This window comes from Pseudomonas sp. Hz4, assembly GCF_054898165.1.
In genome coordinates this window covers 633,083-653,995 of record NZ_CM142719.1, presented here as the reverse complement: position 1 = coordinate 653,995, position 20,913 = coordinate 633,083, and the positions used below count along the sequence as shown (strand labels likewise).

At 60.4% G+C, this 20,913-nt stretch carries 14 protein-coding genes; 2 read left to right on the top strand and 12 right to left on the bottom strand.

Annotation, left to right across the window (positions count from 1 at the left end; translation table 11 throughout):
* Window positions 1-17 precede the first annotated feature (17 nt).
* From gltB to ACYZTR_RS02900, 9 genes are all read right to left on the bottom strand, one after another.
* A complete protein-coding gene (gene gltB / locus ACYZTR_RS02940) occupies window positions 18-4,463 on the bottom strand; it encodes a glutamate synthase large subunit (protein WP_461976299.1) in 4,446 nt (1,481 codons plus the stop codon).
* A gap of 348 nt (window positions 4,464-4,811) precedes the next feature.
* Complete coding sequence (locus ACYZTR_RS02935; protein ID WP_461976297.1) at window positions 4,812-6,395, bottom strand: AAA family ATPase; 1,584 nt, start codon at window positions 6,393-6,395, stop codon at window positions 4,812-4,814.
* Between the two features lie 10 nt (window positions 6,396-6,405).
* Window positions 6,406-7,506 carry a 3-dehydroquinate synthase gene (gene aroB / locus ACYZTR_RS02930; RefSeq protein ID WP_449642731.1) on the bottom strand — a complete coding sequence of 367 codons (1,101 nt, stop codon included), beginning with the start codon at window positions 7,504-7,506 and terminating at the stop codon, window positions 6,406-6,408.
* 151 nt (window positions 7,507-7,657) lie between these two features.
* The gene (gene aroK, locus ACYZTR_RS02925) at window positions 7,658-8,176 is read right to left on the bottom strand and encodes a shikimate kinase AroK (RefSeq protein ID WP_010464421.1); all 519 of its coding nucleotides are present in this window, start codon (window positions 8,174-8,176) and stop codon (window positions 7,658-7,660) included.
* A gap of 4 nt (window positions 8,177-8,180) precedes the next feature.
* Window positions 8,181-10,268, bottom strand: a complete 2,088-nt coding sequence (pilQ, locus tag ACYZTR_RS02920) for a type IV pilus secretin PilQ (RefSeq protein WP_461976295.1) — start codon at window positions 10,266-10,268, stop codon at window positions 8,181-8,183.
* Between the two features lie 13 nt (window positions 10,269-10,281).
* Window positions 10,282-10,809, bottom strand: coding sequence for a pilus assembly protein PilP (locus tag ACYZTR_RS02915; RefSeq protein ID WP_461976293.1), 528 nt, complete (start codon window positions 10,807-10,809; stop codon window positions 10,282-10,284).
* Window positions 10,806-11,429, bottom strand: a complete 624-nt coding sequence (gene pilO / locus ACYZTR_RS02910) for a type 4a pilus biogenesis protein PilO (protein WP_461976291.1) — start codon at window positions 11,427-11,429, stop codon at window positions 10,806-10,808. Before pilO ends, ACYZTR_RS02915 begins: the two co-directional genes overlap by 4 nt.
* Entirely contained in the window at window positions 11,426-11,992 is a 567-nt protein-coding gene (locus tag ACYZTR_RS02905; RefSeq protein WP_461976289.1) for a PilN domain-containing protein, read from the bottom strand. The genes pilO and ACYZTR_RS02905 overlap by 4 nt, the downstream gene beginning before the upstream one ends.
* Window positions 11,992-13,056: a pilus assembly protein PilM gene (locus ACYZTR_RS02900; protein ID WP_461976287.1), complete on the bottom strand. Its 1,065-nt coding sequence runs from the start codon at window positions 13,054-13,056 to the stop codon at window positions 11,992-11,994. Before ACYZTR_RS02900 ends, ACYZTR_RS02905 begins: the two co-directional genes overlap by 1 nt.
* A gap of 217 nt (window positions 13,057-13,273) precedes the next feature.
* Between ACYZTR_RS02900 and ACYZTR_RS02895 the strand changes: the two genes are divergently transcribed.
* On the top strand, window positions 13,274-15,715 hold the full coding sequence (locus ACYZTR_RS02895; RefSeq protein ID WP_461979563.1) for a penicillin-binding protein 1A: 2,442 nt from the start codon (window positions 13,274-13,276) through the stop codon (window positions 15,713-15,715).
* Window positions 15,716-15,937: 222 nt separating this feature from the next.
* Here the strand turns inward: ACYZTR_RS02895 and ACYZTR_RS02890 are convergent, their stop codons facing one another.
* From ACYZTR_RS02890 to rpmE, 3 genes are all read right to left on the bottom strand, one after another.
* On the bottom strand, window positions 15,938-17,206 hold the full coding sequence (locus ACYZTR_RS02890) for a malic enzyme-like NAD(P)-binding protein (protein ID WP_007948947.1): 1,269 nt from the start codon (window positions 17,204-17,206) through the stop codon (window positions 15,938-15,940).
* Window positions 17,207-17,389: 183 nt separating this feature from the next.
* Window positions 17,390-18,190, bottom strand: coding sequence for a thermonuclease family protein (locus ACYZTR_RS02885; protein ID WP_461976284.1), 801 nt, complete (start codon window positions 18,188-18,190; stop codon window positions 17,390-17,392).
* Between the two features lie 14 nt (window positions 18,191-18,204).
* Entirely contained in the window at window positions 18,205-18,438 is a 234-nt protein-coding gene (gene rpmE, locus ACYZTR_RS02880) for a 50S ribosomal protein L31 (RefSeq protein WP_282379923.1), read from the bottom strand.
* A 170-nt stretch (window positions 18,439-18,608) separates the two neighbouring features.
* Here rpmE and ACYZTR_RS02875 point away from each other — a divergent pair, with 170 nt between their 5' ends.
* Window positions 18,609-20,828: a primosomal protein N' gene (locus ACYZTR_RS02875; protein ID WP_461976282.1), complete on the top strand. Its 2,220-nt coding sequence runs from the start codon at window positions 18,609-18,611 to the stop codon at window positions 20,826-20,828.
* Window positions 20,829-20,913: the final 85 nt, after the last annotated feature.

The window sequence follows — 20,913 nt, the reverse complement described above, 5'->3', positions numbered from 1 at the left end:
AACTCTTCAGGCGCATATCACTGCGGGTTGGCACGGGTGCTGGAAAGCAACGATTTCAGGTTGGCAGCCTTGGGCTTGACCAGCCAGAAACGACGCAGATAGTCGTCGAGGTTCTCAGCGAGGTTACGGCCCCACTCGCTGTCGGTTTCCGCGACGTATTCGTTCAGCACGCGTTGCAGGTGGCTGCGATAGGCTTCCATCGTCTCACCGCTGATCCGCTGGATTTCCACCAGTTCGTGATTAACCCGGTCAACGAAGGTGTTGTCCTGGTCGAGCACGTAGGCGAAACCGCCGGTCATGCCAGAGCCGAAGTTGTAACCGGTCTTGCCCAATACGCAGACGAAACCACCGGTCATGTACTCGCAGCAGTGATCGCCAGTGCCTTCCACCACGGTGTGAGCACCCGAGTTACGCACCGCGAAACGCTCGCCCGCGGTACCCGCAGCGAACAGCTTGCCGCCGGTGGCGCCGTACAGGCAGGTGTTGCCGATGATGGCACTGTCCTGGGTCTTGTAGACGCTGCCCTTCGGCGGAACGATGACCAGCTTGCCGCCGGTCATGCCTTTGCCGACGTAGTCGTTCGCGTCGCCTTCCAGGTACATGTGCAGGCCGCCAGCGTTCCACACGCCGAAGCTCTGACCGGCCGTCCCGTTGAAGCGGAAGGTGATCGGCGCATTCGCCATGCCTTGGTTGCCGTGTTTGCGAGCGATTTCACCGGAGATGCGCGCGCCGATGGAGCGGTCGCAGTTGCAGATATCCAGGGCGAAGTCAGCGCCGCTCATGTCGTTGATGGCCGAGGTGGCCATATCGACCATTTTCTCGGCCAGCAGGCCTTTGTCGAACGGCGGGTTGCGCTCAACCTGGCAGAACTGTGGTTTGTCTGCCGGGATGTGATCGCTGCCCAGCAACGGCGTCAGGTCCAGGTGTTGCTGCTTGGCGGTCTGGCCTTCGAGGATGTCCAGCAGATCGGTACGACCGATCAGCTCTTCGAGGGAGCGCACGCCCAGTTTGGCCAGCCACTCACGGGTTTCTTCGGCAACGAAGGTGAAGAAATTCACCACCATGTCGACGGTTCCGATGTAGTGATCCTTGCGCAGCTTTTCGTTCTGAGTCGCGACGCCGGTGGCGCAGTTGTTCAGGTGGCAGATGCGCAGGTATTTGCAGCCCAGCGCGATCATTGGCGCGGTGCCGAAGCCGAAGCTTTCAGCGCCGAGGATCGCAGCCTTGATTACGTCGAGGCCGGTTTTCAGGCCGCCGTCGGTCTGTACCCGGACTTTGCCGCGCAGGTCGTTGCCGCGCAGGGTCTGGTGGGTTTCGGCCAGGCCGAGTTCCCACGGTGCACCCGCGTATTTGATCGAGGTCAGCGGCGATGCGCCGGTGCCGCCGTCGTAGCCGGAGATGGTGATCAAGTCCGCGTACGCCTTGGCCACACCGGCGGCGATAGTGCCGACACCTGCTTCTGCGACCAGCTTCACCGAGACCAGCGCTTTCGGGTTGACTTGTTTCAGGTCAAAAATCAGCTGCGACAAGTCTTCGATCGAGTAGATGTCGTGGTGCGGCGGCGGCGAAATAAGGGTCACGCCCGGCACTGCGTAACGCAGCTTGGCGATCAGACCGTTGACCTTGCCGCCTGGCAGTTGACCACCTTCGCCGGGCTTGGCGCCTTGGGCGACTTTGATCTGCAGCACTTCAGCGTTGACCAGGTATTCCGGGGTTACACCGAAACGGCCTGTCGCAACCTGTTTGATTTTCGAGCTCTTGATGGTGCCGTAACGCGCTGGGTCTTCGCCGCCTTCGCCGGAGTTGGAACGCGCACCGAGGCGGTTCATGGCTTCGGCCAGGGCTTCGTGAGCTTCCGGCGACAATGCGCCGAGGGAGATGCCCGCGGAATCAAAGCGCTTGAGCACCGACTCCAGCGGTTCGATCTCGCTGATGTCCAGCGGCGTGTCCAGGGTTTTGACCTTGAACAGGTCGCGGATCATCGACACCGGACGGTTGTCGACCAGCGCCGTGTATTCCTTGAATTTGCTGTAGTCGCCCTGCTGCACAGCGGCTTGCAGGGTGTTGACCACGTCCGGGTTGTACGCGTGATATTCGCCACCGTGGACGAACTTCAGCAAACCGCCCTGCTGAATTGGCTTGCGCGGGCTCCAGGCTTCGGCAGCCAGGGCTTTCTGCTCGGCTTCGATGTCGACGAAACGCGCACCTTTGATGCGGCTCGGTACGCCACGGAAGCTCAGCTCGCAGACTTCTTCAGACAGGCCGATGGCTTCGAACAACTGCGCACCGCGGTACGACGTGATGGTCGAGATGCCCATCTTCGACAGGATCTTCAGCAGACCTTTGGTGATGCCTTTGCGGTAGTTCTTGAACACCTCGTAGAGGTCGCCCAGTACTTCACCGGTACGGATCAGGTCGCCCAGCACTTCGTAAGCCAGGAACGGATAGACCGCCGAGGCGCCGAAACCGATCAACACCGCGAAGTGGTGCGGATCGCGAGCCGTCGCGGTTTCCACGAGGATGTTGGAGTCGCAACGCAGGCCTTTTTCGGTCAGGCGGTGGTGCACCGCGCCGGTGGCCAGGGAAGCGTGGATCGGCAATTTGCCCGGGGCAATGTGACGATCACTCAGCACGACTTGGGTACGACCGGAGCGCACAGCCTCTTCCGCCTGATCGGCGACGTTGCGGATCGCCGCTTCGAGGCCGACGCTTTCGTCGTAGTTGAGGTCGATGATCTGGCGTTCGAAGCCCGGACGATCGAGGTTCATCAGCGAGCGCCACTTGGCCGGGGAAATGACCGGCGAGCTGAGGATCACGCGCGAGGCGTGTTCCGGCGACTCCTGGAAGATGTTGCGCTCGGCACCGAGGCAGATTTCCAGCGACATGACGATGGCTTCACGCAGCGGGTCGATCGGCGGGTTGGTGACCTGCGCGAACTGCTGACGGAAATAGTCGTACGGCGTGCGCACGCGCTGGGACAGCACGGCCATCGGCGTATCGTCGCCCATTGAGCCGACGGCTTCGTAGCCTTGCTCGCCAAGCGGACGCAGCACTTGGTCACGTTCTTCGAAAGTGACCTGGTACATCTTCATGTACTGCTTAAGTTGGTCGACGTCGTAGAACGCCGAACCGTGGTCGTTATCTTCCATGGTCGCCTGGATGCGCAGGGCATTCTTGCGCAGCCATTGCTTGTACGGATGACGCGACTTCAAGCGGTTGTCGATGGCATCGGTGTCGAGGATCTGGCCGGTTTCGGTGTCCACGGCAAAAATCTGACCCGGCCCGACGCGGCCCTTGGCGATCACGTCTTCAGGCTGGTAGTTCCAGACACCGATTTCGGAGGCCAAGGTGATGAAACCGTTCGTGGTGGTGACCCAGCGCGCCGGACGCAGACCATTACGGTCGAGCAGGCACACCGCGTAACGACCGTCGGTCATTACCACGCCGGCCGGGCCGTCCCACGGTTCCATGTGCATCGAGTTGTATTCGTAGAACGCACGCAGATCCGGGTCCATGGTTTCGACGTTCTGCCACGCAGGCGGAATGATCATCCGCACGCCACGGAACAGGTCGATGCCACCGGTGACCATCAGCTCAAGCATGTTGTCCATGCTGGAGGAGTCGGAACCGACGCGGTTGACCAGCGGGCCGAGTTCTTCCAGGTCCATCAAGTCGTTGGTGAACTTGGTGCGACGGGCCACGGCCCAGTTGCGGTTGCCGGTGATGGTGTTGATCTCGCCGTTGTGGGCGAGGAAGCGGAAAGGCTGAGCCAGCGGCCATTTCGGCAGGGTGTTGGTGGAGAAGCGCTGGTGGAACACGCAGATCGAAGTTTGCAGGCGCTCATCGCTGAGGTCTGGATAGAAGGCGGTGAGATCCGCCGGCATCATCAGGCCTTTATAAATGATGGTCTTGTGCGAAAAACTGCAGATGTAGTGATCGGCGTCGGCGGCGTTGGCCACGGACGAGCGACGACGGGAGGTGAACAGCTTGATCGCCATGTCCTGATCGCTCAGGCCTTCACCGCCGATGTACACCTGCTCGATCTGCGGCAGGCGCTCTAGGGCCAGGCGGCCGAGGACGCTGGTGTCGATCAGCACTTTGCGCCAGCCGACCAGTTGCAGACCAGCGGCCAGGATCTCGCGGTTCATGTTCTCGCGAGCGGCCTCGGCTTTAACCGGGTCCTGGTTGAAGAAGACCATGCCCACCGCGTATTGCTTGGGCAGTTCGACGCCGAAGGTTTGCTGGGCGATGGCACGCAGGAACACATCCGGCTTTTGAATCAGCAGACCGCAACCGTCACCGGTCTTGCCGTCGGCGTTGATCCCACCGCGGTGGGTCATGCAGGTCAGGGCCTCGATGGCCGTTTGCAAAAGGGTATGACTGGGCTCGCCCTGCATATGGGCTATCAGGCCGAAACCGCAGTTATCCTTGAATTCATCTGGTTGGTACAGACCTGCTTTCATAGACACTTTCTCACCAGGCTGCCCCTTATCGAGGCAAATTTCTTTTCAATTCAACCACTTACCATCCGCGCCGAACGTACGCCAGCTTTGCGGGGGCAAAAGGGAGGTCATTGTACACACCGACACAGAGGCTCACAAATCTGACGACGAAATGTCGTAAATCTATGTCGCATTCATGAAAGGTTTAAAGCGATCTGCTGTGCTAGTCAAAACTTTTTTAATTTTGACTGCAACGACTCAAAGACTACTGTGACGCAGACACCACAAGGCACGCGGTCTGTAGAGACGGCATGCGCATGCAGAAATTGAGGTGCCGGGAGAGGCGGCCTGGGTAAGGCCGCCGAATCTTCAGCGAGTTGTTGCCAGTTCCTGTTGGACGCTGGCGACAGTGCGAGGCCAAGGTTTACCAGCCTGAACCTTCGCTGGCAAGGCCTTGATGGCGGTCAGGGCGGCATCGCGGTTGGCGAAGCTACCGTAAGTGATGACGAAAAGCGGCTTGCCGTTGAGGACTTTCTTGAAATAACGGTACTCGCCGCCCTGCTCCTTGACGAAGGATTGCGCGGCCGCTTCAGAACTGGTGCCGAGGATCTGCACCACGTAGTTACCCGGCGCTTGCCCTGCGTACCAAGTGCCACCGGCGGCCTTGGCCACGGTGGTTGGTTTCTCGGCAGGCTTGATCACCGGCGCTGGTTTAACCACTGGCGCAGGCTTCACGGCAGGCGCCGGGGCTGGCTTGGCCGTAGCGACCTGAGTCGGCGCAGGCACAGGCTTGGCGGCTGGCGTCGGTGCAGGACCGGCCGACAGACCTGCTGGAGGCGCGGTGGTGGTCACGGTTGGCGGCGTAGCGCTAGAACCTTCGACCGGCACGCCGTCGTCGCCTTCGGTGATGCCACCGGCGGCTTCGGCCAGCGGACCGCGCATGACCGGCTGCGAGTTGCCGACCAGCGGCAATGGCATCGGTTGCGAGTTACCGGCGAATTCGACGGCAGGCGCGCCGCCGGTGTCAGGTTGTGGCGTGCCCTGCCCGAGCGGCAGTTGCGCCTGTTCGTTGGCAGGTGCGCCAGTGGTCGGTGCTTTGCTGCGACCCGGCATCAACCAGGCGGCGGCTACCGCGACCACGACGACGGCGGAAATCGCCAATACGTGTTTCTTCGGCATGTTGAACCCCATACTTGGACGCTTGACCGCTGAGCGGCTGGCAATCATGGCTTCGATCATTGCATCGCGGGCGACCTGGTTGATGGTGCCAGGCCAACCGTCGGAGCTTTCGTGAATATCAGAGATCTGATCTGCGGTAAAAAGTTCGATACCCCGACCGGCGCCTTCGAGCCGCTGGTCCAGATATTCGCGGGTTTCTTCTTCGGTGTAGGGCTGCAACTCGATGACGTGGAAACGCTCTTCCTCGAGGGTCAGCGCCTCCAGTTGAGCAATCAGCGACGACTCCCCGAACAGGAACACATGCGGGCGACCTTCCGGTGCACCGGCGGCCAGGGCCAGCAAGGCTTCCAGCGCGGACTCGTCGAGTTGCTCGGCGTCATCCACCAGCAAATAGACTTCCTGTCCCGTGAGCGCAAGTTGCACCACTTGAGCCAGAATCGCGCCGATCTCGGCCTGGGCGACGTTCAGCGCCTGAGCGACCTGGCGCAGCACGCCAGCCGCATCGCCAGCGCCACGGGCGGAAACCACCACGCTCTGCACGGATTGTTTGTTGGTACTGGCCACCAGGGCCTGGCGCAGCAGCGTCTTGCCACTGCCTTGCGGGCCAGTGACGACCAACAGCAACTGGCTGTAGCGTGCCAGGTGATGCAGTTGTCCCAGCACCGGTTTGCGCTGGGCCGGGAAGAATTTGAAGCCAGGTACCCGTGGAGCAAAAGGGTCATGACTCAACTGGTAATGGCCGAGGAAAGCCTCGTCGGCGTGCAAACTAGTCATCGGGATCTTATTAACCTTTAAGCTGAGCCAGAGCGCGGTAATCCGCTCCCAGCGTGGCCTGTAAAACCTCTTTCGGATAATCGTCGGTCACCACCGCTTCGCCCATGTGGCGCAGCAGCACCAGGCGCAAACGACCGTCGATCACTTTCTTGTCAATTGCCATGTGTTCGAGAAAATCGGCTTCAGTCATCTCTTCAGGCGGGATGACCGGCAGGCCTGCACGCTGGAACAGACGAATGCCGCGATCGCGCTCTTGCTCGCTGATCCAGCCCAGGCGCGCGGACATTTCCAAGGCCATTACGGTGCCAGCAGCGACCGCTTCCCCATGCAGCCACACACCATAGCCCATATGGGTTTCGATGGCGTGGCCGAAGGTGTGACCCAGATTGAGCGTGGCGCGAACACCGGTCTCCCGTTCGTCGGCACCCACCACCGCAGCCTTGGCCGCGCAAGATCGCTCGATGGCGTAAGTCAGGGCGACCTGGTCCAGGGCGCGCAGGCGATCGACGTTTTCTTCAAGCCAGGTCAGGAACGGCTCGTCGCAGATCAGCCCGTATTTAATCACCTCGGCAAGCCCGGCGGACAGTTCGCGGGCCGGCAGGGTGTTGAGGGTAGCGGTATCAATCAGCACCACGTTCGGCTGATAGAAAGCGCCGACCATGTTCTTGCCCAAGGGGTGGTTGATCCCGGTCTTGCCGCCCACCGAAGAGTCGACTTGCGACAGCAGCGTGGTCGGAACCTGGATGAAATCGACACCACGCTGGTAGCAGGCGGCAGCAAAACCGGCCATGTCACCAATCACGCCGCCACCGAGGGCGATCACCGTGGTACGGCGGTCGTGCCGTGCGGTCAGCAGACCGTCGAAAATCAGCTGCAGGGTTTCCCAGGTCTTGAAGGCTTCGCCGTCGGGCAGCACCACAGAAACCACCGAGAACGGTGCGAGGCTGCGGGTCAGACGTTCGAGATAGAGCGGCGCAACGGTCTCGTTGGAGATGATCGCCACTTGCCGCCCGCGAATATGCGGGGCCAGCAGTTCAGGCTGATCCAACAAACCTTCGCCAATATGAATCGGGTAGCTGCGCTCGCCTAGATCGACCTTGAGTGTCTGCATGTGTCCCCACAGTGAAGATGGAATCAGGCGTCCTGCCTTGAGTTAACGAATGTCCACGGCGTCTGCTGGTTTGAAGCCGTTCGGTAGCCATCCGCCACAACCTTGAGCGGCTGTGGCAGGACGCCGAGGATAGCGCATTTCGCGCTGCGCATTAACGGGGAGGTAGCTGCTGTAAGCGCTCGAGAATATCGAGCACCACCATTCGCGGCGGCCGCTCATCAGTTTCCACCACCAGATCGGCGATTTCCCGATAAAGCGGATCACGAATCGCCAGCAGATCCCGAAGGGTCTTGGCCGGATCGGCAGTGCGCAACAGTGGTCGATTGCGATCACGGGAAGTGCGGCCCACCTGCTGCTCGACCGACGCATGCAGATAGACCACTCGACCACCGGCGTGCAGCGCCCGACGATTGGCCTCGCGCATCACCGCGCCGCCACCGGTCGCCAGCACCACGCCGTCGCAGCCACACAGCTCGGCAATCATCGCCTGCTCGCGGTCACGAAAGCCCGGTTCGCCTTCCTTATCGAAAATCCACGGGATATTGGCGCCCGTGCGCAATTCAATTTCCTTATCGGAATCTTTGAACGGCAGGCGCAGCTCTTTGGCCAGCAACCGGCCGATGGTGCTTTTTCCAGCCCCCATCGGTCCAACAAGAATCAAATTTCGCACAGAATCAATGACTCACAGCAATCGCCTGATTGTTCATGATACGCGGAGTGAGAAATACCAGCAGCTCGGATTTTTTCTCCGAAACCACGTCACGCCGGAAAAGGCGGCCAAGATACGGCACATCTCCGAGAAATGGCACCTTATCTACAACCTTGCTCTGAGTATTTGAGAAAACTCCGCCAATCACGATGGTCTCGCCGTCGTTGACCAGGACCTTGGCATTGACCTCGTTTTTCTTGATGGGCGGTACGTCCTGCACTTTGTTCAGGTAATCCGGCTCGTCCTTGGTGACCTTGACCTCCATGATGATCCGGTTGTCCGGGGTGATCTGCGGCGTCACCTCCAGAGACAGCGAGGCTTCCTTGAACGACACCGAGGTCGCGCCGCTGGAGCTGGCTTCCTGGTAGGGAATCTCCGTGCCCTTGAGGATTTTCGCGGTTTCCTTGTCCGACGTGACCACCTTGGGCTGCGAGACGATTTCGCCGTTGCCGGTCTTCTCCATGGCCGTCAGCTCGAGGTCCAACAGCACATTGTCGGTGATGAACGCGATGCCGAGCCCCGAGGTGTTGGCGGCGGTGCCCAGGTCGACGAATGGCGAGTTGGTGCTGGTGCTGCCGGGCGTGCCTATGGTCGACGAAGCGTTCGCCCCATTACTGACGCCTGATGTGTTCCAGTTGCCCTTGTTCTGCAACGAACCGCCCCAGCGCACGCCGAGGCTTTTGTCATAGTCGACGTTGGCTTCGACGATGCGCGCCTCGATCATCACCTGACGCACCGGGATGTCCAGTTGCGCGACGATACGGCGCAGTTCGTCGAGGCGATCCTGGGTCTGGTAGGCAATGATGTTGTTGGTCCGCTCATCAACCGTGATTGAGCCCCGCTCATCGGCTTTTGCCTCGGCACTGGTCACCGACTGGAACAGCTTGGCGATATCGGCAGCTTTGGCGTAGTTGACCTGCAACAGCTCCCGACGCAGAGGCGCCAGGTCGGCAATCTGCTTCTGCGACTCAAGCTCCTGGCGCTCGCGAGCGGCGATTTCATCGGCCGGCGCCACCAGCAAAACGTTACCGATCTTGCGTTTATCCAGACCTTTGGTTTTCAACACCAGATCCAGCGCCTGATCCCACGGTACGTTCTGCAAACGCAGCGTGATGCCGCCCTGCACTGTGTCGCTGGCCACCAGATTGAGATTGGTGAAATCGGCGATCAGTTGCAGCACCGAACGCACATCGATGTCCTGGAAATTCAACGAGAGTTTTTCACCGGTGTAGGCAAAACGTTCAGTGTTGCGCTTCTGCAAGTCATCGACGGTCATCGGCCGGATGCTGACGGTCAGCTTGTTGTCGGTCTGGTACGTCGAATAATCGAATGCGCCGCTGGGCTCAATGCTGATCGTGGCCCGATCACCGGTGGCGCTGGCGTTGACGAACTGCACTGGCGTGGCGAAATCCTTGACGTCCAGACGCACACGCAACGGCTCAGGCAATTGGGTCTTGGCAAAACCGAGGATGATCTTTCCGTCGTGCTCCTGAATGTCGGGGGCGATAGAAGGATCCGACAGGTCGATGACCACATTGCCCTCGCCCTGAGTGCCGCGCTGGAAATCCACACCCCGAATGGCCTTGCCTACCGGCGCATAGGCTTTCGCCGGGGCTGGCGTTGCAGTCGCGGCGCGTTGCATTTTGGGCGCTGGGCTAGAGGCCGTTTTATTGGCTCCTTGCCCGACCACCACGAACAGATTGTTGCCTTCGACCCGTGCGTTATACGGGGTCAACTGGGTCAGATTGATGATCAGCCGCGTGCGGTCCTTGGCTTCCACCACCGTGGCGCTGCGGGCATTTCCACCGCCCAGGTCACGATTTTTGCTTTTTAACTGACTGACCACGCCCGGCAGATCCAGCGCAATCCGAGCCGGTTGTTCCGTGGTGTAACCGTGGGGCGGCGGTGGCGGCCCATCGAACGACAACTTCAACTCGACGCGGTCCCCCGGCAGCGCCGCAACATCCAGCGCTTTGAGGTTGGCCGCTTGTACCATCGGCGACAGCAACGCTATCCATAGCGCAATACCGAAGGTTGAGAAAATCCTGTTCATTATTCGAGTTCCACTATGAGTGCTCTTTCAAAGGGATGGTCCGCGGCCGCTCCAGCCAGGCGCCTTGGCCGTCGGGAACGATTTCGACCACATCGACCTGCGAGCCGCTGATGGCGACGATCCGCCCATCGTTACGCCCCAGGTAATCGCCGACTTTCAACCGATGCACCCCACCCGCCCCGCGCACCAGCGCAAAGGAGCCGGTCGCATTGGCGATCGTTCCGACCATTTCAAACTGCTCGATGTTGAAACCTTCGAGGTACTGCTTGACCCGATCAGGGTCAGGTTTGACATTGCGTGAGCCGTGCTTCTGGCCAGCCAGATCAACTCTGATCTGTGGGGAAAACGGGCTTCGCAGGTTGGCGGCGTGGTAGGTGAATGTTGGGTAAGACTGAAATGTCGGTGTTGGTTCAATCTTGCCGGGCGCACGCAAACGCATTTCGTTCATGTAGGCGTCCAGGTCGCTGAAGTCATTGTCGCTGCCACACCCGCCCAGGCCGGCGACTAACACAACCATCGAAAAGCAACGAATCGGGCTCATTTTTGCAGCCCCTTGTCGTTGTAGCGGTAGGTCTTGGCAAGGATGCTCATGCGCAACTTCGGACCACCTTCCGGGTTGGCCGACGCAAGGTCGAAGTCATGCAGGGTGACAATCCGTGGCAGCCCGGCCACCCCGCTGACAAAGGTGGCGAGGTCGTGATAGGCACCAGTGACGGTGATTTGGATCGGCAACTCGATGTAGAACGGCTGCGTAACCTCTGACAGCAGTTTGATCTCTTCGAATTCCAGGCCACTGCCCAGGCCGGTGCGAGTAATGTCCTCCAGCAGGCCTGGCACTTCGGTGTCACTGGGCAATTGCCGCAGCAGCACGCCAAAGGAGTTCTCCATTTGCTTCATCTGCTGGGTATACAGCTCCAGATTCGCCGCCATGTGGGCTTTATTGGCGAATTGCTCCTTGAGGGTCGACTCTTCCTCGCGCTTGAGATCGAGATGACTCTGAAGGTCACTGACGGAAAAACTGTAGCCCAGCGAAAGCACCAGGATCATCAGCAGAATGCCCGCCAGCGCCTTGATGGCTGGCGGCCAGGAACCCATGTTATTGGTGTCCAGGTCGTTGATGTCGATCTTGCGCAGTCCCTCAAACCATTTAGACGGAGTCATTGACCGCCCTCCGCAGCGGCTGGCTGAGTCTGACGAACGGTTAATTGAAAGACGTTGGCCTGGTCCAGCTGACCCGCGGTGGTCGCTTTGACTTCCGTCAGGTTCGGCGCATTGAACCAGTCCGACGCATCCAGATTACGCATCAAGTCCGAAACACGATTGTTGGAGTCTGCCGCGCCGGTAATGGACAGGGTTTTGCCGGCCATTTTCACCTCGGTGAAATACACTCCGTCCGGCAAGGTACGCGCTAACTGATCGAAGATCCGCCCGCTGATTGGACGGTTGCCTTGCAGGTCCTGGATGATGCGCATGCGCTCGACCAGTTGCTGGCGACGAGCCTTCAAATCGCTGATCTGTTTGATCCGCTCGTCGACCACGGCAATCTGTTTTCCGATGTAGTCATTACGAGCAACTTGCCGCTCGATGGCGCCATTGATGGCCTGGTTCGCGATCAGCACCGCGCCCACTGCCCCCACCATTACACCGACCAGCGCCAGCAAAAAGCGTTTGCGGCGTGCTTCACGCTGCTCTTCACGCCAGGGTAAAAGATTGATCCGCGCCATCAGTCGAAACTCCTGAGGGCAAGCCCGCAGGCGATCATCAGTGCCGGCGCATCGTTGGCCAGGGCTCCGGCGTTGACCTTGCTGCTCAAGGCCATGTTGGAGAAAGGGTTGACCACTTGCGTCGGCGTGCCCAATCGCTGTTCGATCAACCGATCCAGCCCCGAAACCGACGCCGTCCCCCCGGCCAGCAGGATGTGATCAACCGCGTTGTACTGACCGGAGGCGAAGAAAAACTGCAACGAACGGGACACCTGCTGCACCAGCGCATCGCGAAACGGCTGCAACACCTCGCTGACGTAATCGTCAGGCAAACCGCCCTGCTTCTTCGCCAACCCGGCCTGCTCAAGCGTCAGCCCATAACGTCGCTGGATTTCCTCCGTCAGTTGGCGACCGCCGAACAATTGTTCACGGGTGTAGATGATTCGTCCCTTGTGCAGCACGCTCAGGGTGGTCATGGTCGCACCGATGTCGACCACCGCTACTGTCAGACGCTCCTGAGAAGTAGCCAGTTGCCCCGCCAGCAATCCGTAAGAACGCTCCAGCGCATAGGCCTCGACGTCGACCACGCGCGCCGTCAACCCGGCCAGGGCCAGGGCCGCTTCCCGGACCTCGACGTTTTCCTTGCGACAGGCGGCCAGCAGCACATTGACTCGGTCGGGGTTGCGCGCGGAAACACCCTGGACCTCAAAGTCGATGGCCACTTCGTCCAATGGATAAGGGATGTACTGATCGGCCTCGATCTTCAGCTGGTTTTCCATCTCGTCGTCGGAAAGACCGGCATCCATCTCGATGGTCTTGGTGATCACCGCTGAACCGGCCACAGCCACGGCTACGTTCTTGAGACTGGTTTTGGCCTTGAGCAACACGCGCGCGAGTGCCTGCCCCACGCCTTCGAGTTCGGCGATATTTTTCTCGACCACCGCATTGGCGGGCAAAGGCTCCACCGCATAGGCTTCGACCCGATAGCGGTCGCCCTGGCGGCTTAGCTCCAGAAGCTTTACCGACGTGGAGCTGATGTCGATTCCTAGAAGCGTATTGGCCTTTTTATTGAAGAGTCCTAGCACTACTAATTCCCTATGACTATCCGTGTCTTACGGACTCTGAAATATCAATTGCGTTCAAACCACCCGTCTTGACAGCAGCGCAAATGACGCCCTCGACGGAAAAATGCTTATAATGCCCAGCGTTTTTTTCTGGTTTTTACTTCAAGCGCGGGTCGTTCCCTGTTATCTGAACCCTGATGCCTCATTCATTCTTTGCCCTGGATGTCCAAAAGCCTTGATTCGTCTGCTGAAATTTTTCGGATGGTCCATCGTCGCCGTTTTCTGCGGACTGCTCCTCGGTCTTAGCGGCGCATTTCTCTACCTTAGTCCGGGATTACCGTCCGTGGAGGCGCTGAGAAGCATTCAGTTGCAGATCCCTTTGCGGGTGTACAGCAGCGACAACAAGTTGATCGCAGAATTTGGCGAAATGCGCCGCACACCGATCCGTTTCGCCGACATTCCCCCCAATTTCATTAATGCGTTACTAAGTGCTGAAGACGACAATTTCGCCAACCACTATGGGGTCGACCCTGGCAGCCTGATGCGCGCGGCCACCCAGTTGGTAAAAAGCGGACACATCCAGTCCGGCGGCAGCACCATCACCATGCAGGTGGCGAAGAACTTCTTCCTGACCAGCGAACGCAGCTTCTCGCGCAAAACCACCGAAATTCTCCTGGCCCTGCAGATCGAACGGCAGCTGACCAAGGACGAGATCCTCGAGCTCTACGTCAACAAGATCTATCTGGGCAACCGCGCCTACGGCATCGAAGCCGCCGCACAGGTTTATTACGGCAAATCGATTCGTGACGTCAGCCTGGCGCAGATGGCGATGATCGCCGGCCTGCCAAAAGCCCCTTCGCGTTTTAACCCGCTGGCCAACCCGACCCGCAGCAAGGAACGTCGCGACTGGATCCTTGGGCGCATGTACAAGCTCGGCAAGATCACCGAAGCCGACTACACCACGGCGATCAACGAACCTCTGAACGCCAGCTATCACGTGCCGACCCCGGAAGTGAATGCACCGTACATCGCTGAAATGGCCCGCGCCGAAATGGTCGGTCGTTATGGCAGCGACGCGTATACCGAGGGTTTCCGCGTCACCACTACGGTGCCAAGCAACCTGCAGGAAATGGCCAACACCGCGGTCCACGAAGGTTTGATGACCTACGACCAGCGTCATGGTTATCGCGGCCCGGAGTCGCGCCTGCCGGGCAAGACTCGCGAGGCCTGGACAACCGAGCTGACCAAGCAGCGCACCATCAGCAGCCTTGAGCCTGCCATCGTCACCCAGGTCGACAAGACCGGCCTACAAGTGATGACCCGTACCGGTGACGAACACGTCGGTTGGGACAGCATGAAATGGGCGCGTCCGTTCTTGAACACCAACAGCATGGGTGCCAATCCGAAGCAGCCGTCGGACGTCGCCCAGGTCGGCGACCTGATTCGGGTACAGCGTCAGCCAGACAATTCACTGAAATTCAGCCAGATCCCGCAGGCTCAGGGCGCACTGGTTTCCCTCGACCCGCAGAACGGTGCCATTCGTTCCCTGGTCGGCGGTTTCGCCTTTGAACAGAGCAACTACAACCGCGCGATGCAGGCCAAGCGCCAGCCGGGATCGAGCTTCAAGCCGTTCGTCTACAGTGCCGCGCTGGATAACGGCTACACCGCCGCTAGCCTGGTAAACGACGCACCGATCGTGTTCGTTGACGAGTACCTGGACAAGGTCTGGCGTCCGAAGAACGACACCAACACCTTCCTCGGCCCGATCCGTATGCGTGAAGCGCTCTACAAGTCGCGCAACCTGGTGTCGATCCGCTTGCTGCAGGCGCTGGGCGTCGACCGCACCATTGATTACATCAGCAAGTTCGGCTTCAACAAGCAGGACTTGCCACGCAACTTATCCCTGGCCCTGGGCACCGCAACACTGACGCCAATGGAAATCGCCACTGGCTGGAGCGCCTTCGCCAATGGCGGCTACAAGATCAGCCCCTACATCATCGACAAGATCGAAAGCCGCAATGGCGACACGCTGTTCGTCGCCAACCCGCCGAGCGTCCCGAAAGGCGACGTCGCCACCGACGGCATCGCCGCCCCTGTCGCGGCCAACGCCTTCACCGTCAACGCAACCCCGGGCGATACCCTGACTGCCCAGCCAGCGCCACAAACGCCAGCCGTGGCCGAGCGCATCGTCGATGGCCGCACCACGTACATCCTCAACAGCATGCTCGAGGACGTGATCAAACTCGGCACCGGTCGCCGCGCCCTCGCCTTGGGCCGCAGCGACATCGCGGGCAAGACCGGTACCACCAACGAATCCAAGGACGCCTGGTTCTCGGGTTACAACGCCGATTATGTAACGACCGTCTGGACCGGTTTCGACCAGCCTGAAAGCCTGGGTCGCAAGGAGTTCGGCGGCACCGTCGCCCTGCCGATCTGGATGAGTTACATGGGCGCCGCACTCAAAGACATGCCGCCCCATACGCAGCAAGAGCCGGAAGGCATCCTCAGCCTGCGAGTCGACCCGATTAGCGGCCGTGCAGCCACCCCAGGCACGCCAGGCGCCTACTTCGAGCTGTTCAAGGCCGAAGACACGCCACCGTCGGCGAATGAGCTGGGTAACGGCAATGCGCCGGGCAGCCCACTGCCAGCGGATGAAGCGGCACCGATCGATTTGTTCTGATCAAGTAGCACCCGCAAAAGCCCCGCCCTTCTCTAGAAGTCGGGGCTGATCGTTCCCACGCTCTGCGTGGGAATGCCTCTACGGACGCTCCGCGTTCGGCTGTGGGAAGGGACGCGGAGCGTCCCGGGCTGCATTCCCACGCAGAGCGTGGGAACGATCGCTGGTAATAAAAAAGCCCCGACTCGCAAGAGCCGGGGCTTTCTGTTGAAGCGCTACAACGACTTAGCCGTTGAACACGTCATCCACGCTTTTCAGCGGGTAGTTCTTCGGATACGGCAGGGTCGCTACGCCGGTCTCGATCGCGGCCTTGGCCACAGCATCGGAGATCAGAGTGATCAGACGCGCATCCATTGGTTTCGGAATGATGTACTCACGACCGAATTCCAGTTTGATGCCGCCGTAGGCGTCGCACACTTCCTGAGGAACCGGCAGCTTGGCCAGTTCACGCAGGGCGTTGGCGGCAGCCACTTTCATTTCTTCGTTGATGCGCTTGGCGCGAACGTCCAGGGCACCACGGAAGATGAACGGGAAGCCCAACACGTTGTTGACCTGGTTCGGGTAGTCCGAACGGCCGGTGGCCATGATCACGTCGTCACGGGTGGCGTGAGCCAGTTCCGGGGAAATTTCCGGATCAGGGTTGGAGCACGCGAACACGATCGGGTTGGCTGCCATGGATTTCAGGCCTTCAGCGCTCAGCAGGTTCGGGCCGGACAGGCCCACGAACACGTCTGCACCGGCCAGGGCGTCAGCCAGGGTGCGCTTGTCGGTCGCGTGAGCGAAGACAGCCTTGTACTGGTTCAGGTCGTCACGGCCGGAGTGGATCACACCGGTACGGTCAACCATGAAGATGTTTTCGATGTTGGCACCCATGCTCACCAGCAATTTCATGCAGGAGATGGCGGCCGCACCGGCGCCCAGGCAGACGATCTTGGCGTCCGCCAGGGTTTTGCCAGCGATTTCCAGGGCGTTGATCATGCCGGCCGCCGTAACGATCGCGGTGCCGTGCTGGTCATCGTGGAATACCGGAATGTCGCACTGCTCGATCAGAGCGCGCTCGATCTCAAAGCACTCAGGTGCCTTGATGTCTTCCAGGTTGATGCCACCGAAGGTGATGGAGATGCGCTTGACGGTGTCAATGAAGGCTTGCGGGCTTTCGGAATCGACTTCGATGTCGAATACGTCAATGCCGGCGAAGCGCTTGAACAGCACGCCTTTACCTTCCATCACGGGTTTGGAAGCCAATGGGCCGAGGTTACCCAGGCCGAGAATTGCGGTGCCATCGGAAATGACTGCAACCAGGTTGCCCTTGCCGGTGTACTTGTAGGCCAGTTCAGGATCGCGGGCGATTTCGCGTACTGGTTCGGCTACGCCGGGGCTGTAGGCCAGCGACAGGTCGCGGGCGGTAGCGGTGGCCTTGGTTAGCTCGACACTCAGCTTCCCTGGACGAGGATGGGCGTGATATTCGAGAGCGGCAGTTTTCAAATCAGACATATGGGCATTCCGCTTTTTACTGTTGGACAGACGGACCGCCGAGGATACGCGTGTCGCAAAGTCCCCACAAGACTGAGCGGTCACCCCTGCCAAGCGCCCGGCCCTACGACTTTGGACCGAGAGCCGCGGAACACAAGGGATAGACTGTTCACAATCGATAGAAAGAATGTCTACAGTTTTTTCTCATGGCGCCGCTTGCAGCATCGCCGGGGCGGTCAATGGCAGAAGCCAGCGCGCCTGCCCTTGTTTAAGTCCACCGCGCCGCGAACGGTCCAGCACCCAGCCACGCGCCTCAACCTGCCTGCCCTTCAGCTGCTCAAGCGTCGCAACGTCGAACTGCTCCAACACATTGGGTGCAACGCGCAATACAACCGAATCCTGCAACTCGATCCAAACCCCACCGCGATTGCGCTGAACCTTGCTCACGCGACCGCTGAGCACAGTGAAACCAGACGTGCTGATCTGCTCCGCTTTCAGTACAGGGGATTGGCGCCACAACCCGAGTCCGGCCTGACGGGCACTGTGTTCCGCCGCTTGCTGGCAGTCGACCAGATCGACATTCGGCGCGACCGCCACCTGAAAACCGAGCCCTTCTGCGAGCATCTGCGCTTCGAGGTTGGCGCCATCGGCGCTGTAGACATGGGCCAGCGTGCGACCGTAATGATCTTTGCTTTCTTTGCCGGGCAGTAAACCGACCCGACCGTCGCTGGCGGCTACCAGCGCTTCCAGGTGTTGGCGCGCGGTCACCGCGAACGGTTCGTCGGAGCGGCCTTTCTTGCCCAGCTCCGGCGTATTCAAACCGATCATGCGCACGCTGCGGCCATCGCTCAGGCGCAGCGTGTCACCATCCACCACCCGCTGCACCGCGACGGATGTCAGCCCGCTCGGCGCCGGGCAGAAGGCCTGGGCACTGGACAGCCAAATCGCGGACACAAAAAAGGCGCCCGCAAGGGACGCCTTTTTCATCAGCAAGGTAAAGCCCATCGGGCTTTGCAACCTTACTCTGCAGCAGCAGGAGCTTTGGCTTTGCCAAAAGCACCGAAACGGTCTGCGAAGCGCTGTACACGGCCGCCAGTATCCAGAGTCTTCTGCTTACCGGTGTAGAACGGGTGGCACTCGTTGCATACGTCAGTACCCAGTGGCTTGCACAGGTTCGAACGAGTTTCGAACTTGTTGCCGCAGCTGCAAGTTACTGCGATGGTTTCGTACGCTGGATGGATATCGGCTTTCATGGTGTATTCCTCAGGCTGGCGTGCCGCCACTCAACACTATTGTTGAATACCGCACGTAATTAGGCCGCGGATTCTACCAGACAATGCCAATCACGCAAGCTGTCGCTTCTACCGACCGTCTGCTAGGCTCCCGGCCTTCTTCACCGCTTCATCATCGAGAAAATCATCGCGTGCCCGACGCCATATTGCGCCTCGCCCTGCCTTCGCCCCTGCGCCGCCTGTTCGATTACCGTGCCCCGGCCGGGGTCCTGCGCGCCCAGTTGCAGCCGGGCATGCGCCTGCGGGTGCCGTTCGGCCGGCGGGAGATGATCGGCATTCTGGTCGAGGTCACCGACACCAGCGAAGTGCCGGTCGAAAAACTCAAACCGGCTCTGGCACTGCTCGATGCCACAGCGCCGCTGCCGCCGGCGCTGTTCAAACTGTGCCTGTGGACGTCTCAGTATTATCAGCACAGCCTCGGCGACACCTTGAGCTGGGCGCTGCCGGTGTTGCTGCGCCAGGGCGAACTGGCCGAAGCACGGCAGGAGCGCTTCTGGTCCGCCACGCAGGGCGCCAGCCTTGATGACCCGCGCATCGCTCGCGCCCCGCGCCAACGTGAGGCCCTGGCGACACTGGCCCAGCATCCCCACGGCGTCGCCCATCAGTTGTTGAGCAAACTGATGCTGAGCAAGGACAGCCTGGACCTGCTGCTGGCCAAGGACCTGGTGCAAGTCGACATCCGCAAGCACGCTCCCGGCGCCCGCCACGAACATTGGCTGGCGCAGCCGGAACTGCCACTCAACCCGGAGCAGCGTGCGGCCTATGAAGCCATTCGGGCGGGGTTCGACAGTTATCACGCCTTCCTGCTGGCCGGTGTCACCGGCAGCGGCAAGACTGAAGTCTATTTGCAGTTGATCCGCGAAACCCTTGAGGCCGGCAAACAAGCGCTGGTGCTGATCCCGGAGATCAACCTTGGCCCGCAGACCCTGGCGCGCTTCGAGCAGCGTTTCAATGCACGCATCGCGCTAATCCACTCGGCGGTCAATGATCGAGAACGCCTCGAAGCCTGGCTCGCCGCCCGGGACGGTGACGCCGACATTATTATCGGCACCCGTTCGGCGCTGTTCACGCCGATGAAGAACCCCGGCCTGATCATCATCGATGAAGAGCACGACGGTTCCTATAAACAGCAGGAAGGCTTGCGCTATCACGCCCGCGACCTGGCATTGGTCCGCGCCCGGCAGGAAAACATCCCGATTGTCCTCGGTTCCGCCACGCCTTCGCTGGAAAGCCTGCACAACGCCTACACCGGCCGTTATGGCCTCCTGCGATTAAACGAGCGTGCTGGTGGCGCCAAACAGCCGCGATTTCTGCGCCTGGACGTAAAAAGCCGTCCGCTGGACAGCGGCATTTCCGGGCCGATGCAGCAAGCCATCGGTCAGACACTGGCCGCGGGCCAACAAGTATTGGTGTTCCTTAACCGTCGCGGTTTTGCGCCGACCTTGCTGTGTCACGACTGCGGCTGGATGTCCGAGTGCCAGCGCTGCGATGCGCGCATGACCGTGCACCAGCGCTCTGGCGAATTGCGCTGCCACCATTGCGGCTACGTCGAACGTGTGCCCCGGCATTGCCCGAAATGCGGCAAGGTCGATTTGCGGCCAGTGGGCGCCGGCACCGAGCGCGCCGAAGAGCGATTGGGGATTTTGTTTCCGGATGTCCCGGTGCTGCGGGTCGACCGCGACAGCACCTCGCGCAAGGACGCGATGAATCAGCTGTTCGCGACCATCCAGAAGGGCCAACCGTGCATTCTGGTCGGCACGCAGATGCTTGCCAAAGGGCATCACTTCCCTCGGGTGACCCTGGTGTCGATTCTCGATGCCGATGGCGGGCTGTTTTCCGGCGACTTCCGCGCCAGCGAGCGCATGGCGCAGCTGATTGTCCAAGTGGCCGGGCGCGCAGGCCGGGCTGAAGAACCGGGCAAGGTGATAATCCAGACGCACCTGGCCGACCATCCGCTGCTGGTGCAATTGACCGAACAGGGTTACTTCGCCTTCGCTGAACAGGCCTTGAGCGAACGTCGCTCGGCGGGCCTGCCGCCATTTTCGCACCTGGCACTGCTGCGGGCTGAAGCGCACAAACCGGGGCAGGCCGAGGGCTTTCTCGATGAGGCATGCTGCGAGGCCGAGCGCTTGCTGGCCGAGCAGAAGCTGACCGGGATTGAACTGCTCGGGCCGGTGCCGGCACCGATGGAACGCCGGGCCGGGCGATATCGTGCGCAGTTGTTGCTGCAAGCGACGGCTCGGGCGCCGCTGCATCGGCTGTTAAGCAATTGGTTGCTGGTGCTGGAGCAGATGCCGAGCGGGCGGGCGGTGCGTTGGTCGTTGGATGTCGATCCGGTCGATTTGTATTGATTTAGAGTTCGCCATCGCGAGCAAGCTCGCTCCCACAGGGGGTCTGCGGTGCTCATTGGTTATGTGATCGACGCATATCCCCTGT